13 protein-coding genes and 1 riboswitch are annotated in these 16,088 nt (G+C 63.1%); of the genes, 8 read left to right on the forward strand and 5 right to left on the reverse strand.

Annotation, left to right across the window (positions count from 1 at the left end; genetic code table 11):
- Window position 1: 1 nt before the first annotated feature.
- Together cobN and cobW are read right to left on the reverse strand one after the other, a co-directional pair.
- The gene (cobN, locus tag AC5PZ0_RS10125; protein ID WP_493854832.1) at window positions 2–3,763 is read right to left on the reverse strand and encodes a cobaltochelatase subunit CobN; all 3,762 of its coding nucleotides are present in this window, start codon (window positions 3,761–3,763) and stop codon (window positions 2–4) included.
- Between the two features lie 3 nt (window positions 3,764–3,766).
- Window positions 3,767–4,834 (reverse strand): cobalamin biosynthesis protein CobW, encoded by a 1,068-nt coding sequence (gene cobW, locus AC5PZ0_RS10130; RefSeq protein ID WP_099429505.1) that lies wholly within the window; start codon window positions 4,832–4,834, stop codon window positions 3,767–3,769.
- Between the two features lie 100 nt (window positions 4,835–4,934).
- A riboswitch (cobalamin riboswitch) is annotated at window positions 4,935–5,148 on the reverse strand.
- Window positions 5,149–5,259: 111 nt separating this feature from the next.
- Between cobW and AC5PZ0_RS10135 the strand changes: the two genes are divergently transcribed.
- The 5 genes from AC5PZ0_RS10135 to AC5PZ0_RS10155 all read left to right on the forward strand — a co-directional run bounded on the left by AC5PZ0_RS10135 (window position 5,260) and on the right by AC5PZ0_RS10155 (window position 9,596).
- On the forward strand, window positions 5,260–5,637 hold the full coding sequence (locus tag AC5PZ0_RS10135) for a glyoxalase superfamily protein (RefSeq protein ID WP_027594825.1): 378 nt from the start codon (window positions 5,260–5,262) through the stop codon (window positions 5,635–5,637).
- The gene (locus AC5PZ0_RS10140) at window positions 5,634–5,993 is read left to right on the forward strand and encodes a hypothetical protein (RefSeq protein WP_027594824.1); all 360 of its coding nucleotides are present in this window, start codon (window positions 5,634–5,636) and stop codon (window positions 5,991–5,993) included. Before AC5PZ0_RS10135 ends, AC5PZ0_RS10140 begins: the two co-directional genes overlap by 4 nt.
- A 375-nt stretch (window positions 5,994–6,368) precedes the next feature.
- Window positions 6,369–7,388: a branched-chain amino acid aminotransferase gene (locus tag AC5PZ0_RS10145; RefSeq protein ID WP_493854833.1), complete on the forward strand. Its 1,020-nt coding sequence runs from the start codon at window positions 6,369–6,371 to the stop codon at window positions 7,386–7,388.
- Between the two features lie 158 nt (window positions 7,389–7,546).
- A complete protein-coding gene (locus AC5PZ0_RS10150) occupies window positions 7,547–8,227 on the forward strand; it encodes a response regulator transcription factor (protein ID WP_027594822.1) in 681 nt (226 codons plus the stop codon).
- Complete coding sequence (locus AC5PZ0_RS10155; protein ID WP_493854834.1) at window positions 8,205–9,596, forward strand: sensor histidine kinase; 1,392 nt, start codon at window positions 8,205–8,207, stop codon at window positions 9,594–9,596. Before AC5PZ0_RS10150 ends, AC5PZ0_RS10155 begins: the two co-directional genes overlap by 23 nt.
- On the opposite strand, the gene AC5PZ0_RS10160 is transcribed toward AC5PZ0_RS10155, so the two are convergent.
- Complete coding sequence (locus AC5PZ0_RS10160) at window positions 9,509–10,354, reverse strand: AraC family transcriptional regulator (protein ID WP_493854835.1); 846 nt, start codon at window positions 10,352–10,354, stop codon at window positions 9,509–9,511. The genes AC5PZ0_RS10155 and AC5PZ0_RS10160 overlap by 88 nt on opposite strands.
- Before the next feature lie 113 nt (window positions 10,355–10,467).
- On the opposite strand from AC5PZ0_RS10160, the gene AC5PZ0_RS10165 reads away from it, so the two are divergent.
- Window positions 10,468–11,355 carry an EamA family transporter gene (locus AC5PZ0_RS10165; protein ID WP_099429508.1) on the forward strand — a complete coding sequence of 296 codons (888 nt, stop codon included), beginning with the start codon at window positions 10,468–10,470 and terminating at the stop codon, window positions 11,353–11,355.
- A gap of 45 nt (window positions 11,356–11,400) precedes the next feature.
- On the opposite strand, the gene cysS is transcribed toward AC5PZ0_RS10165, so the two are convergent.
- Together cysS and AC5PZ0_RS10175 are read right to left on the reverse strand one after the other, a co-directional pair.
- Entirely contained in the window at window positions 11,401–12,783 is a 1,383-nt protein-coding gene (gene cysS, locus AC5PZ0_RS10170) for a cysteine--tRNA ligase (RefSeq protein WP_085273481.1), read from the reverse strand.
- A gap of 9 nt (window positions 12,784–12,792) precedes the next feature.
- Window positions 12,793–14,496, reverse strand: a complete 1,704-nt coding sequence (locus AC5PZ0_RS10175) for a glutamine--tRNA ligase/YqeY domain fusion protein (protein ID WP_027594817.1) — start codon at window positions 14,494–14,496, stop codon at window positions 12,793–12,795.
- Window positions 14,497–14,745: 249 nt separating this feature from the next.
- On the opposite strand from AC5PZ0_RS10175, the gene AC5PZ0_RS10180 reads away from it, so the two are divergent.
- Both AC5PZ0_RS10180 and AC5PZ0_RS10185 read left to right on the forward strand, forming a co-directional pair.
- Complete coding sequence (locus AC5PZ0_RS10180; RefSeq protein ID WP_027594816.1) at window positions 14,746–15,249, forward strand: peptidylprolyl isomerase; 504 nt, start codon at window positions 14,746–14,748, stop codon at window positions 15,247–15,249.
- A complete protein-coding gene (locus tag AC5PZ0_RS10185) occupies window positions 15,246–15,968 on the forward strand; it encodes a UDP-2,3-diacylglucosamine diphosphatase (RefSeq protein WP_099429509.1) in 723 nt (240 codons plus the stop codon). Before AC5PZ0_RS10180 ends, AC5PZ0_RS10185 begins: the two co-directional genes overlap by 4 nt.
- Window positions 15,969–16,088: the final 120 nt, after the last annotated feature.

Below are 16,088 nucleotides of genomic sequence, written 5' to 3' on the forward strand. Positions count from 1 at the left end.
TTCAAGCCTGTTCCTCGCCGTCGAGCAGTTGCGCCTCAAGGGCTTCGCGGTAATCGCCGGGCGCCTCCCACAGGCCGCGTTGCTGGGCCTCCAGCAGGCGTTCGGTGAGGTCGCGCAGCGCCTCGGGGTTGTGCTCGCGCATGAAATCGCGGGTCGCTGGGTCGAGCACGTAGGCATCGGCCAGCGACTGATAATGATGGTCGTCGATCAGGTGCGTGGTGGCATCGAAGGCGAACAGGTTGTCGACCGTTGCTGCCATTTCGAAGGCACCCTTGTAGCCATGGCGCTTTACCCCGTCGATCCACTTGGGGTTGAGCACACGGGCACGAATGACCCGGTTGAGCTCCTCCTTGAGGGTACGGATGCGCGGCCGATCGACCTGGCTGTGGTCGCCGTGGTAGCTGGCCACCGACACGCCAGACAAGGTTTCCGAGGCGGCCAGCATGCCACCCTGGAACTGGTAGTAGTCGTTGGAATCGAGCAGGTCATGCTCGTGGTTATCCTGGTTCTGCAGGACCGCCTGGACCTGCCCCAGGCGGCGGGCGAACTGCTCACGGGCCGGGGTGCCTTCATCACTGCCACCATAGGCGTAGCCGCCATGGTTGAGGTAGACCTCAGCCAAGTCGTCACGGCTGTGCCACAAGCGGCCGTCGATCGCATTCTGCACCCCAGCACCGTAGGCACCGGGCTTGGCCCCGAATACCCGCCAGCCCGCCTGGCGCGCCGCTTGCTCGGCTTCCACGCCCTGCGCCTGCAGTGCCTCACGCTCGCTGCGCACGCGCGCTGCCAGCGGGTTGAGGTCATCAGGCTCATCCAGCGCCGCCACCGCCTGAACTGCAGCATCGAACAGGCGGATCAAGTTGCCGAACGCGTCGCGGAAGAACCCCGACACCCGCAAGGTTACGTCCACCCGCGGGCGGTCGAGCAGGCTCAGCGGCAAAATTTCGAAATCGTCGACCCGCTGGCTACCGGTGGCCCACACCGGGCGTACCCCCATCAGGGCCATGGCCTGGGCGATATCGTCGCCGCCGGTGCGCATGGTCGCGGTGCCCCATACCGACAGGCCCAACTGGCGCAGGTGGTCGCCATGGTCTTGTAAATGGCGCTCGAGAATCAGGCTCGCCGAGGCAAAACCCAGGCGCCAGGCCGTGGTGGTAGGCAGGTTGCGTACATCCACGGTATAGAAGTTGCGCCCGGTCGGCAGTACATCCAGGCGACCGCGGCTTGGCGCGCCACTCGGGCCGGCCGGCACGAAACGGCCGGCCAGGGCCGCCAGCAGGCCGTTGATCTCGGCCGCACCACAAGCATCCAGGCTCGGCGCCACCGCGTCACACAATGCCTGCACTACATCACGTACCGGTTGCCACTCGCTCAGGGCTGGCAGTACCAGCGTGCCACCAAGCGCCTGCTCTATCACCTGCAAGGCCAGCAGTTCTAGGCGCTCGCGGGTATCGCCACAGGTGCGCCATGGCGCGTCGCTGATCGCCTGCAAAGGCCCAGGCCGCAGCCCCTGCCACGGCTGCCCAAGGTCGCAATCGAGCGGGTCGAAGCCCGGCACCAGGGCCTTGGCCAGTGCACGCAACAGGCTGGCATTGCCACCCCGGCCGTCACCGCGCTCCACACGCAGCAAGGCCAACAGGGTGTCCAAACGCAGCCGGCCCTCGGGCGACTGGCCAAACACGTGCAAGCCATCGCGAATCTGCGATTCCTTCAGGTCACACAGGTAGGTGTCCAGACGCGGCAGCCACACAGCGGCATCGTCCAGCTGCCCTTCCAGTTGCAGTTCCCGGTCGATGTGGTTGGCCTTGACCAGCTCAAGAATGTCGCGCTGCAGCTCGCGGGCACGCCGCGGGTCGAGCAGCTGCGCCTCGTAGAATTCGTCCGCCAGTTGTTCCAGGTGACGCAGCGGGCCATAGGTTTCGGCGCGGGTCAGCGGCGGCATCAGGTGGTCGATGATCACCGCCTGGGTTCGGCGCTTGGCCTGGGCGCCTTCACCCGGGTCGTTGACGATGAACGGGTAGATGTTCGGCAGCGGGCCCAGCAGCGCGTCGGGCCAGCATTGCGCAGACAACCCTACCCCCTTGCCAGGCAGCCACTCCAGGTTGCCGTGCTTGCCGACATGGATCACCGCGTCGGCGGCAAAGGCATGGCGCAGCCAGAAGTGAAACGCCAAGTACGCGTGTGGCGGCACCAGGTCAGGGTCGTGATACACCGCGCTTTGATCGACCTGATAGCCCCGCGCCGGCTGGATGCCGACGAAGGTCAGGCCATAGCGCAAGCCCGCAACCATCAAGCGGCCACTGCGGTACATCGGGTCTTGCTCCGGCGGCCCCCAGCGCTCCAGCACTGCCTGGCGGTTGACTTCAGGCAGGCGGGAAAAGGCTGCCTGGTAGTCATCCAGGCTCAGGCTTTGCGCGCACGGGCGTTGGTCCAGGTGATCGAGGTCATTGGTCACGCCGCCCAGCAACTGCTGGATCAACTGCGTGCCAGTGCCTGGCAGGCCCGCCAACGGATACCCTTCGGCCTGCAGTGCCTTGAGGATATTCAAGGCCGCTGCCGGCGTATCCAGCCCTACCCCGTTGCCGATCCGGCCGTCACGGGTCGGGTAGTTGGCCAGCACCAGCGCTACGCGCTTCTGGCCATTGGCTAACCGGGCCAGCTCTACCCAGCGCCGAGCGAGCTCGGCGACAAAATCCATACGCTCGGGGTGAGCACGGTAACAGACTACGTCAGACTGGCTGCGCTCACTGCGCCAGGCCATGTCCTTGAAACTGACCGGGCGGGTGATGATTCGCCCGTCCAGCTCCGGCAAAACGATATGCATGGCCAGGTCACGCGCGCCCAGGCCCTGCTCGCTGGCTTCCCACGCCGGTTGGTTGTCCTGCGCGCAAATGGCCTGCAACACCGGGATGTCGCGGCGGAACGGGCGCAGGTTGGGGCGTTCGGGGCTGGACAAGGCAAACCCCGTGGTATTGATCAAGACCTCGGCGCCGACTTCGTCCAGCCAGGCTTCGACCTGTTCGAAGCAGGCGCTTTCCTTGAGGCTGGCCACGGCAATCGGCAAGGGGTTGAGCCCCGCCGCCAGCAAACGCTCGCAAAAGACGTCGATGAACGCGGTGTTGGCCGCTTGCAGGTGTGACCGGTAGAACAGCAACGGTGCTACCGGATGCTCCGGGTGCCACTGCGCGTACCAGTCCTCAAGCAGTGCACTGCCTTTGGTCGGGTGATACACCGAGGTGCGTGGCAGTGGCTGCGGCTCGTCCCAGCCATAGTCACGGCCCAGCCATTGGTTGGCCAGGCAGTTGAACAGGTTGAGGGCGTTGGCCTTGCCACCCTGGCGCAGGTAGTGCCAGAGGCGTTCGGCCTGATCGCCGGTCACGGTGCCCAGGCCGGTCAGCTCAGGGTCCGGGCGGTCATCGCCCGGCACCAGGATCAACTGCACGCCGCGGGCCGCCAGGGCGACCAGTTGCTCGACGCCATAGCGCCAGTAGCCAACGCCCCCGTGCAGCGACACCAAAATGACCTTGGCATGGCGCAGCACCTCGTCGACATACAGGTCGACCGAGGCGTGGTTCTGCACCTGCATCGGGTTGGCCAGGCGCAGGCTGGGGTAGTCCTCGGGCAATTGCTCGGCGGTATCGGCAAGCAACGCCAGGTGTGAATCGCCGCTGCAGAGGATCACCAGTTCGGCGGGTGTCTGGCCGAGGTCGGCAATGCTGTCATCCGGCACGAAGCCGCCGGGCTGGGTCCGCAGCAGGTGCATGGGTCAGGCGCCCAAGGCCTGGCGCAAACGCGCTTCGAGCTGCACGGCATCCAGGTCCTGACCGATCAGCACCAGGCGTGTGATACGCGGTTCGTCGGCACGCCAGGCGCGGTCGAAGTGCTTGTCGAAGCGGGTACCCACGCCTTGCACCAGCAGGCGCATCGGCTTGCCCGGGATGGCGGCGAAGCCTTTGGCGCGCAGGATGCCGAACTCGACCACCAACTGGGTCAGGGCATCGAGCAACAGGCTTTCGTCGGCTTCTGGCAGGTCGATGGAGATCGAATCGAAGGCGTCGTGGTCATGATCGTCGTGATCATCGCCATCGTGGTGCGAATCGTGGTGGGTACGGCGGCCATCGATGTGCACCTCGGACTCGGCGCCCACGCCCAGCAGTACGTCCAGTGGCAGACGGCCACTGCTGGCCTCGATCACCTTGACCGCGGGCGGCAGCTCTTCGGCCACCTCGGCGCGGACCTTGGCCAGGCCTTCGGCGTCGATCAGGTCGGCCTTGTTCAGCACCACCAGGTCGGCACTGGCCAATTGGTCAGCGAACAATTCGTGCAGCGGCGACTCGTGGTCCAGGTTCGGGTCGAGCTTGCGCTGTGCGTCCACCTGGTCTGGGTAGGCGGCAAAGGTGCCGGCCGCCACAGCCGGGCTGTCGACCACGGTAATGACCGCATCGACGGTGCAGGCGTTACGGATTTCTGGCCACTGGAAGGCCTGTACCAACGGCTTTGGCAGCGCCAGGCCACTGGTTTCGATGAGGATGTGGTCAAGGTCGCCACGGCGTGCGACCAACTCGCGCATGACTGGGAAGAACTCTTCCTGCACGGTGCAGCACAGGCAGCCATTGGCCAGCTCGTACACGCGGCCGCTGGCCTCTTCTTCGGTGCAACCGATGCTGCACTGTTTTAGGATCTCGCCATCGATGCCCAGTTCGCCAAATTCATTGACGATCACCGCGATACGGCGGCCTTGGGCGTTGTCGAGCATGTGGCGAAGCAAGGTGGTCTTGCCCGAACCGAGGAAGCCGGTAACGATGGTGACGGGGAGTTTGGCCAGTGTTTTCATGTCGCGATGCCCTTGGCAAGATGGCGCGGGCATGCAGGACGAAAGCCACGGGCCAGGTCGGCCGGGCTTGTTCGCCACCGGATCACCCCGCCCGGTTGAAAGTCGAAATCGCCTCGAGGCAGGTCTCCTGGCTCGCACCGTACCTGCCATGCTTTGAATAGCAGGGCTGGAGGGCGCGACGCCTTCCCGCGCGGTTACGCAGTGGCTGTGTCGACCCGTTGTCGGTGCTTACAGTTGCGGGGGCAGCCGCGGCTTGTACCGCGTTCCCGTCTTAGCTTCGGCCTGGCCGAAGAACCTCGAAGTGGCAAGGCTACGCAGTGGCTGGCAGGTGGTCAACCATTGCCGTCGGCCATTGCGCGACTGACGCACAGGCATTGGCGCATCTGCGCTACAGTTGCACCTTCATCAACGGCCAAGGACGCCCTATGCCGCTCGCCCCCGCCATCCCGGTACTGCGTATTTTCTCGGTCGAAAAAGCCAAAGAGTTCTACCTCGACTTCCTCGGCTTCAGCCTGGACTGGGAACACCGCTTCAGCCCTGACCTGCCCCTGTACGCGCAAATCCACCGCGACGGGTTGATCCTGCACCTAAGCGAACACCACGGCGATGCCACCCCGGGTTCGACCGTGTTCGCCCGCCTCGACGACCTGCGCGCCCTCGAGCGCGAACTGCAGGCCAAACGCTACGGCTACGCCCGGCCCGAAGCCGAACGCCTGGACTGGGGCCTGCAGATGCAGGTCCATGACCCGTTTGGCAACCGCCTGCGCTTCTGCCAGCAGATCGATGATGAGGCCGCGCAATGAAGGCCATGGGCAAGCGCGAAATGGCACGCGTGGAGCGTGAGCTGGTGGTTTGCCTGACGGACGCCTGCGAAACGGCCAAGGCAGAGATTGTCGGGTTCACCTGGCTTACCCATCACCTTGACCCCGACAGTTTTCCTGCCAGCCTGCGCATTACCTGGGTATTCGAGCGCGAGGCAGACAAGGCTGCAGCGCTGGCTGGGGTGGCTAAAGCGCGGATGCTGGCGTTGACCTGTCAGGCGCTTGATGAAGTGGGGATACGGCTGGACCACCCGGCCTGGCATGTGCGGTTTGACAGTGAAGAGGCTTGTAGTCGGAGCCACGGCGGGGATTGGGGTAAGCGGTTGCGGGGGCGCTGAGATAGAAGTAGTGGCCCGGGTGTATGGCGGAGGGTCTTCGGCGCTCTCGAGATCGAGCCCCGCCTGCGCGGGGCTTCGCAGCACAAGGCTGCTCCTACAGTCTGTTTCGGGCCAGTATCGAGGCGGGCGTCAATGCCTCAGGAATAATTGGCCCGAAACTGACTGTAGGAGCAGCCTTGTGCTGCGAAGCGCCGCGCGGGCGGCGCTCGATCTCAAGGGCGGCGCAAAACCCCGGACATACGCCCTCCCCCCACCCAATCGCACGCTGTTTCGTGACTGGCCGTTCCCGATCCGCGGCGGATGTATTATCGTGGCGTGGTGCGCATATAACAGCAGCCCGAGCGATCGGGCATCTGCAAGACAATCGAGGGTGTCATGAGTAACGAGAGCATTAACTGGGACAAGCTGGGTTTCGACTACATCAAGACCGATAAACGCTACCTGTCCGTATGGCGCAATGGCGAGTGGGACAAGGGCACCCTGACCGAAGACAACGTACTGCACATCAGTGAAGGCTCCACTGCCCTGCACTACGGCCAACAGTGCTTCGAGGGCCTGAAGGCCTACCGTTGCAAGGACGGCTCGATCAACCTGTTCCGCCCGGACCAGAACGCCGCACGCATGCAGCGCAGCTGCGCCCGCCTGCTGATGCCACAGGTGCCGACCGATGTGTTCATCGAGGCGTGCAAGCAAGTGGTCAAGGCCAACGAGCGTTTCGTGCCGCCCCATGGCAAAGGCGCCCTGTACCTGCGCCCGTTCGTGATCGGCACCGGTGACAACATCGGCGTGCGCACCGCCCCCGAGTTCATCTTCTCGGTCTTCGCTATCCCGGTTGGCTCGTACTTCAAAGGCGGCATGAAGCCGCACAACTTCCAGATCTCCAGCTTCGACCGTGCCGCCCCACAAGGTACCGGCGCGGCCAAGGTCGGTGGCAACTATGCCGCCAGCCTGCAGCCGGGCGCTGAAGCCAAGAAAAACAACTTCGCCGACGCCATCTACCTCGATCCGCTGACTCACACCAAGATCGAGGAAGTCGGTTCGGCCAACTTCTTCGGCATCACCGCCAACAACGAGTTCGTCACTCCGAAATCGGCATCCGTGCTGCCAGGCATCACCCGCCTGTCGCTGATGGAACTGGCGTCCTCGCGCCTGGGCCTGAAAGTGATCGAAGGCGATGTAGAGATCAACCACCTCGACCGTTTCATCGAAGCAGGCGCTTGCGGTACCGCTGCGGTAATCACCCCGATCGGTGGCATCGAGTACAACGGCAAGCTGCACGTCTTCCATGACCTGGAAAAAGTCGGCCCGGTAACCCAAAAGCTCTACAACGAGCTGACCGGCATCCAGAGCGGGGACGTCGAAGCACCGGCAGGCTGGATCGTCAAGGTCGCCTGAGGCGCTTTGCAAGCCTGACAAAGGGGCATGCCAGATGATGGCATGCCCTTTTTTTTGGCTGCTGGGTCGGGCCCGAACCGCCAGATGAATTTTTCTTAAATCGCCGTTTGTCTATTCTTTGGCACAATCAAGCCTCTATTCGCCGCCCAGGAACCAGCATGCCACGCGTACTGACCATCGAAGACGACGCCGTCACCGGCCAGGAAATCGTCGCCGAACTCTCCAGCCACGGCCTGGACGTGGATTGGGCCGACAATGGCCGGGAAGGCCTGGCCAAGGCGATTGCCGGTGGCTACGACCTGATTACCCTGGACCGTATGCTGCCCGAAGTCGATGGCTTGACCATCGTCACGACCTTGCGCAACCTGAAAATCGCCACGCCGATCCTGATGATCAGCGCCCTGTCCGACGTTGACGAACGCGTGCGTGGCCTGCGTGCCGGGGGGGATGACTACTTGACCAAGCCGTTCGCCTCGGACGAAATGGCCGCCCGTGTCGAGGTGCTGCTGCGCCGCAACAGCGTGCCGATGACCCAGACCCGCCTGCAAGTCGCCGACCTGCAACTGGACCTGATCAGCCACGAAGCACGCCGCGGCGAGCACACCCTCAATCTGCTGCCGACCGAGTACAAACTGCTCGAATACCTGATGCGCCACAGCGGCCAGGTGATCACGCGGATGATGATCTTCGAAGAAGTCTGGGGCTATCACTTCGACCCGGGCACCAACCTCATCGACGTCCACATCGGCCGCTTGCGCAAGAAGATCGACTCGCCCGGCCAATCGCCGCTGATCCGTACGGTACGGGGCTCCGGCTATGCCATTGCTGAACCCGTCTAAGGGCTGGAGCTCGTCAACCAGCCGCTTGCTGGCACTGTACAGCTTTCTGTTCGTGGCCTGGAGCAGCATCCTGATGGGGGTGCTGTACTTCGAGGTCTCCAGCTACCTGAACAAACTGACCCGCCATTCCATGCTGCAGCGCCAGCACCTGTTCGCACACATGAGCGGCAAGCAACTGGACGACGCCTTGATTGCCAGCCAGGCCTTCGAGGAACGCAGCTTCGATGCCTACGGCCTGTTCGATGCCCAGCTCAACCCGCTTGGCGGCCGCCTGCGCACGCTGCCTTCGGAGCTAGGCTTGGACGGCAAGGTGCATGAGCTCAAACGCTGCCTGGACGCCGATGACCCGCACATGCCACGCGACAGCTGCGACGCCGTGGCCATCAAAGTGCAGGATGGCCGCTGGCTGGTGCTGGTACGGGACAATGGCTCGTTGTTCGTGGTCACGCGGATCATCCTGCATGCCCTGCTCTGGGGTATTTCCCTGACCTTGATCCCCGGGTTTGCCGGCTGGTACCTGCTGCGCCGCAGGCCGCTCAAGCGCATTCGCGCGATTCAGGCCCAGGCCGAGTTGATCGTCGCCGGCGACCTCACCCACCGGCTGCCGCTGTCAGCCCGTCGCGACGAGCTGGACATGCTTGCCGCCATCGTCAATGCCATGCTCGACCGCATCGAGCGGTTGATGCACGAGGTCAAGGGGGTGTGCGACAACATTGCCCACGACCTGCGCACGCCGCTGACCCGCCTGCGCGCGCAGCTGTACCGAATCCGCCAGCAGAGTGCCACCGACTCGGCGCAGGCCGAGGCGCTGGACCAGGCGATTGGCGAAACCGATACCTTGATGGCGCGCTTTCGCGGCTTGTTGCGCATCAGTGAACTGGAGGACCGTCAGCGGCGTGCGGGCTTTGTACAACTCGACCCGCACGATCTGCTGGTAGAGCTGCACGACTTCTACCTGCCATTGGCCGAGGATGGCGGCATTCGCCTGGAGCTTGAGCAGCCCGCGCAGCTACCGGCGCTGCATGGTGACCGCGAACTGCTGTTCGAGGCATTGGCCAACCTAGTGGGCAACGCTATCAAGTTCACCCCAGAGGGTGGCCGCGTGCGCGTGCTGGCGACTCAGGACGACCAAGGCCTGCACATCGCCATTGAGGACAGCGGCCCGGGGATTCCCGAAGAGGAACGTACGGCGGTACTGAAGCGGTTCTATCGCAGCGAGGAAGGTCACCGCCACCCAGGCTTCGGGCTGGGCCTGTCGATCGTTGCTGCGATCGTCGACCTTCATGGGTTTGGGCTGGAGGTAGGCGCCAGCGAACTGGGCGGCGCCAAACTGGTACTGCATTGCCCATTGACGGGGGCATCGAAGTAACGGCTGGGCGCCTCGCCCAGCAAGCGCTTGAACACGGTCGCAAAGGCGCTCGGGCTGCTGTAGCCAAGCGCCAGCGCGACGCGGGTGACTGGCTCCCCTTTGCCAAGCCGAACCACGGCGTCCAGCAAGCATGCCTGCTGGCGCCATTCAATGAAGCTGATCCCGGTGTACACGCGAAACTGGCGCGTGAACGTGCGCCGGCTCATGCAGGCCCAGTCCGCCATGCCATCAATGCCTGTTTGCAGCGAAGGCGCCGCCAGAAACGCTCGGCATGCCCGCGCAAGGCGCGGCTCCTCGGGGATCGGCGCATTCAGCGACAGCGCCGGCATGTCGGCAATCTCATGCAGCAGCAAGCCCATCAAGCAGGCATCACGCCCCTGCAGGGGGTACTGCGCAGGCACTTCGATCGCCTTTTCAAGCAGCTGCTGCACCAAAGGGGAAACCGCAAACACCTGGCAATGCCCAGGCAACCCAACCCGCTCGGCGGCCTGCTGGCAAATATAGGCATTGAGCATGGTCACCGGGCCGCGCATTTGCATGGCATGGGCCACTTGTGCAGGCACCCAGATGGCCCGTAAGGGCGGCACGGCCCAATTACCTGATTCGGTTGCAACCGTGATCACGCCGCAAGCGGCAAAGGCAAACTGGCCTCGACCATGGCGATGCATCGGGAACAGTTCGCCATCCGCAAAGGCCTTTCTCGTCACCACCACATCACAAGGCGTGTCGTCGTACAGCGTATCTTCAACGTAGGTCATGGCCTGATTTTAATTAGATTCGACCTTGAATTGAAAGCGGGCCAAACCGTTACCGCGGCATAGTGACTGAAGCGTCAAGGCGCACTGCCGCGACCTCAGAAGATTGCCAAACCATGCACAGAAAACACCTGACCCTTGCCGTCCTGGTCACAGCCCTATGGGGCCTCAACTTCCCGATCACCAAACTGGGCTTGGCCCACGTCGACCCACTGCTGCTCACCGGCTTACGCTTCGCGCTGTGCGCATTGCCGTGGGTGTTTTTCGTCAAGCGCCCCAAGGTTGCCGTCCGCTGGTTAGGTGCCTATGGCCTGATCTTCGGCGTAGCCATGTGGGCACTGATCAATCTCGGCATCGCCATGGGCGTGCCACCGGGCAGCGCCTCGCTACTGATTCAGTTCAGTGCATTCTTTACCCTGGCGTGGGGCTGCTTGCTGTTTCGCGAGCCCCTGACCGGCCCGCAACTGGTCGGCATCGTGCTAGCGGCGACCGGCTTGGTTGGCATCCTCGCAGCAAGCCCGGGCAAAACCACGACAACAGGGTTGCTGCTGGTCTTGATCAGCGCACTGGCCTGGAGCATCGGCAACGTCATCATCAAGCTGTCAAAGGTGAAGGAGATCTTTGCCTTCGTGGTATGGGCCAGCCTATTTGCGCCAATACCCTTGCTGTCGCTCACGTGGTGGCTGCATGGCGCAACCCCGTTCGTGGCACTGGCAGCGCAGACGAATGCCATCGTGGTCTTTTCCCTGGTCTTCCAGGTGTATGCCGCGACGCACTTCTGCTATTGGGGATGGAATTACCTGTTGCGCGAATACCCGGTGTCCACGGTAGCGCCGCTGTCGCTGCTGATTCCGGTATTCGGCATCGTCAGCTCAGCCTTGATCGTGGATGAGGTGCCTAGCGGCTGGGAGTGGCTGTGTATTGCCCTGATCTTGTCAGCGCTGGCGGTCGGCATGAAAAAAGGGCGAGCGGTGCTGGGGAGAAAACCGCTGCCTGCTGTTTAGTGGCGTGTCGCGAAAGGGCTGCGTGGCAGCCCCTCGCGCCATTGATCAGTCGGCCAAGCGCCAGGTAGTCCCGCCCTTGCCGTCTTCCAGCACCACGCCCATGGCGGTCAGCTGGTCACGGACACGGTCGGATTCCGCCCAGTTCTTGTCTGCACGCGCCTGCAGGCGCGCCTGGATCAACGCTTCCACTTCAGCCGCATCGACCTTGCCTTCTGCGCCTGCACGCAGGAAGTCGTCGGCCTCCAGCTGCAGCACACCCAGCACATCACCCAGCTCACGCAGGCGGCCAGCAAGGCCCGCTGCCGCGTCGAGATCGCTGTCGCGCAGGCGATTGATCTCGCGCACCAGGTCAAACAGCACGGCGCAGGCTTCAGGGGTGCCGAAGTCGTCGTTCATCGCCATGCTGAAGCGCTCGACAAACGCCTCGCCCCCCTTGGCCGCCACCCGTGGCAAGCCGCGCAGGGCGTGGTAGAAGCGCTCCAGCGCGCCTTTGGCATCGCGCAGGCTGTCTTCGGAGTAGTTGATGGCACTGCGGTAGTGGCTGGCCACCAGCAGGTAGCGCACTACCTCCGGGTGGTACTTCTCGAGCACGTCACGGATGGTGAAGAAGTTGTTCAACGACTTGGACATCTTCTCGCCGTTGATACGGATCATGCCGCAGTGCATCCAGGCATTGGCGTACTGCTTGCCGGTGGCCGCTTCGCTCTGGGCGATCTCGTTCTCGTGGTGCGGAAACTCCAGGTCGCTACCGCCACCGTGGATGTCGAAGCTCTCGCCCAGGCAGCAGGTGGACATCACCGAGCACTCGATGTGCCAGCCCGGACGGCCCGGGCCCCACGGCGATTCCCAGCTCGGCTCGCCCGGCTTGACGCCCTTCCACAGCACGAAGTCCAGCGGGTCTTGCTTGGCCTCGTCGACCTCGATGCGGGCACCGATGCGCAGGTCTTCGATCTTCTTGCGCGACAGCTTGCCGTAGCCGACGAACTTGCCTACCCGGTAGTACACGTCGCCGTTACCCGGCGCGTAGGCGTAGCCCTTGTCGATCAGCGTCTGGATCATGGCGTGCATGCCCGCGATGTGATCGGTGGCACGTGGTTCCTGGTCCGGCGGCAGGATGTTGAGGCGGCGCTCGTCTTCGTGCATCGCGTCGATCATGCGGGCGGTCAGCGCGTCGAAGGTCTCGCCGTTCTCGTTGGCCCGGTTGATGATCTTGTCGTCGATGTCGGTGATGTTGCGCACATAGGTCAGCTCGTAGCCGCTCTTGCGCAGCCAACGGGTGACCAGGTCGAAGGCCACCATGCTGCGGCCGTGGCCAAGGTGGCAGTAGTCGTACACGGTCATGCCGCACACGTACATGCGCACCTTGTTGCCATCCAGCGGCTTGAAGGCTTCCTTGGTTTTGCTCAGCGTGTTGTAGATGTTAAGCACGACGGTTCCTTAGCTGCCCCAGGAGTCACGCAGGGTGACGGTGCGGTTGAACACCGGGCGACCCGGCTGGCTGTCCTTGAGGTCGGCGCAGAAGTAGCCTTCGCGCTCGAACTGGAAGCGGTCTTCAGGCTGTGCCTGGCCCAGCGACGGTTCGGCGCGGCAGCCGGTCAGCACTTGCAGCGAATCTGGGTTGATGTTGTCCAGGAAGCTGCCGCCGTCCTCGGTCTTTTCCGGGTTTGGCGAGCGGAACAGGCGGTCGTACAGGCGCACTTCACACTCGACGCTGCCTGCGGCCGGCACCCAGTGGATCACGCCCTTGACCTTGCGGCCTTCCGGGTTTTTGCCCAGGGTGTCCGGGTCGTACGAGCAGCGCAGTTCGACGATGTTGCCGTCGGCATCCTTGATGGCTTCATCAGCGCGGATCACGTAGCTGCCACGCAGGCGCACCTCACCGGCCGGCTCCAGGCGCTTGTAGCCCTTTGGCGGTTCTTCCATGAAGTCGTCGCGGTCGATGTACAGCTCGCGGGCGAACGGCAGTACACGTACCCCCATGTCTTCCTTCGGATGGCGCGGCAGTTCGAGCTGCTCGACCTGGCCTTCCGGGTAGTTGGTGATGACCACTTTCAGCGGGCGCAGTACGCACATGGCACGTGGCGCGGTGCGGTCGAGGTCGTCACGGATGCTGAATTCAAGCATCGACATGTCGACCACGCCGTCGGAACGGTTGGTACCGATCATCTCGCAGAAATTGCGGATCGACGCCGGCGTGTAACCGCGGCGGCGGAAGCCGGACAGGGTCGACATGCGCGGGTCATCCCAAGCGTCGACATGTTTCTCGTCGACCAGCTGCTTGAGCTTGCGCTTGGAGGTGATGGTGTAGTTCAGGTTCAGGCGGCTGAACTCGTACTGACGTGGGTGCGCCGGCACCGGCAGGTTGTCGAGGAACCAGTCGTACAGCGGACGGTGGCCTTCGAACTCCAGGGTGCAGATCGAGTGGGTAATGCCCTCGATGGCGTCCGACTGGCCGTGGGTGAAGTCGTAGTTCGGGTAGATGCACCACTTGTCACCGGTCTGGTGGTGGTGGGCATGACGGATGCGGTAAAGAATCGGGTCGCGCAGGTTCATGTTCGGCGACGCCATGTCGATCTTGGCCCGCAGCACGCGCTCGCCGTCCTTGAACTCGCCGGCCTTCATGCGTGCGAACAGGTCGAGGTTTTCTTCGACGCTGCGCTCGCGGAACGGGCTGTTCTTGCCAGGCTCCTTGAGGTTGCCGCGGTATTCCTTGGCCTGATCAGGGGTCAGGTCGCAGACATAGGCCTTGCCACGCTTGATCAGCTCGACCGCCCAATCGTGCAACTGGTCGAAGTAGTTGGAGGCATAGCGCACGTCGCCGGCCCAGTCGAAGCCCAGCCACTTGACGTCGCTTTGGATGGCGTCGATGTATTCCTGGTCTTCCTTGGCCGGGTTGGTATCGTCGAATCGCAGGTGGCAGACGCCACCAAATTCCTTGGCCAGGCCAAAGTTTACGCAGATCGACTTGGCGTGACCAATGTGCAGGTAACCGTTGGGCTCCGGCGGGAAGCGGGTGACGATGCTGCTGTGCTTGCCCGAGTCCAGGTCGGCCTGGATGATCGGCCGCAGGAAGTTCGCAGGGACAGCGGGGGCGCCTTTGGCAGCGGCGTTGGGCGCGTTGTCGGCAGTGGGCTTGCTCATAGGATCCTTGAATGCACGTGTCCGGCCTGGGTAGGCCGATTGAATCAAAGGGCCTATCATAGCCGAAGCAGTCAAGCTGCTGACAGCCGGGCTCGGACAAACTGGCGTGATTTATCACGGCTTTTTGCCGCAGGCTGGCAAAATGGCCTGTGCGCGCCATTGTGTCGCGATCGCCTGATACTGCGTCAGGTGATAACCCGCGCACTGCGCACCCTAATTCCTTAATGCCTTGAAAGAGCGAATTTCAGCATGTCCAAAGTTAAACTGACCACCAACCACGGCGACATCGTCCTGCAACTGAACGCCGAAAAAGCCCCGCTGACCGTTGCCAACTTCCTGGCATACGTTGAAGCCGGTCACTACTCGAACACCGTGTTCCACCGTGTGATCAAGGGCTTCATGATCCAGGGCGGCGGTTTCGAGCCAGGCATGAACGAAAAGCGTGACAAGCGTGCCAGCATCCAGAACGAAGCCGACAACGGCCTGAAGAACGACAAGTACACCATCGCCATGGCCCGCACCATGGAGCCGCACTCGGCCTCGGCGCAGTTCTTCATCAACGCCTCCAACAACGACTTCCTCAACCACAGCGGCAAGAACGTGCAGGGTTGGGGCTACGCGGTATTCGGCGAAGTGATCGAAGGCCGTGAAATCGTCGACGCCATCGAAAAAGTCGCCACCGGTTCGAAAGCGGGCCACCAGGACGTACCGAAAGAAGACGTGATCATCGAGAAAGCCGAGATCATTGGGTGATACTGCTGATCTCCGATCTGCACCTGCAAGAAGAACGCCCGGATATCACCCGGGCGTTTCTTGATCTGCTCGATGGCCGTGCGCGGCATGCCAAAGCGCTGTACATCCTGGGCGACTTCTTCGAAGCGTGGATCGGCGACGATGCCATGACGCCGTTCCAGCAGTCGATCTGCCAGGCCATGCGCCAGTTGAGCGACAGCGGTACGGCGGTCTACCTGATGCATGGCAACCGTGATTTCCTGATTGGTCAGGCCTTTTGCGATGCCGCAGGCTGCACCTTGCTGGCCGACCCGAGCGTTGTCGAACTGGGCGGTGAGCAGGTGCTGCTGATGCATGGTGACACGCTGTGCACGCGGGACGTGGCCTACATGAAGCTGCGTCGTTACCTGCGCAACCCGTTGAGCCTTTGGATTCTGCGGCACCTGCCGCTGTCCACGCGGCACAAGCTGGCGCGCAAGCTACGCAGTGAAAGCCGCACGCAAACGCGCATGAAGGCCACGGAAATCGTCGACGTCACGCCAGAGGAAGTGCCCAAGGTGATGGCGGCGCACGGTGTCAGGACACTGGTTCACGGTCACACCCACCGGCCGGCGATTCACAAGCTGGTGGTGGACGGGCAACCGGCACGGCGCATTGTGCTGGGGGACTGGGACCGCCGGGGCTGGACCCTGCAGGTCGATGAACAGGGCTTTCAGTTAACGCCGTTCGAGTTTTCCTGAATACCCGGAAATCTGGGGCCGCTTTGCAGCCCATCGCAGGCAAGCCAGCTCCTACAGGTATGTGCGAATCCCTGGGAATACGCTGTACCTGTAGGAGCTGGCTTGCCTGCGATGGGCTGC

Source organism: Pseudomonas sp. 5.2 (assembly GCF_059025405.1).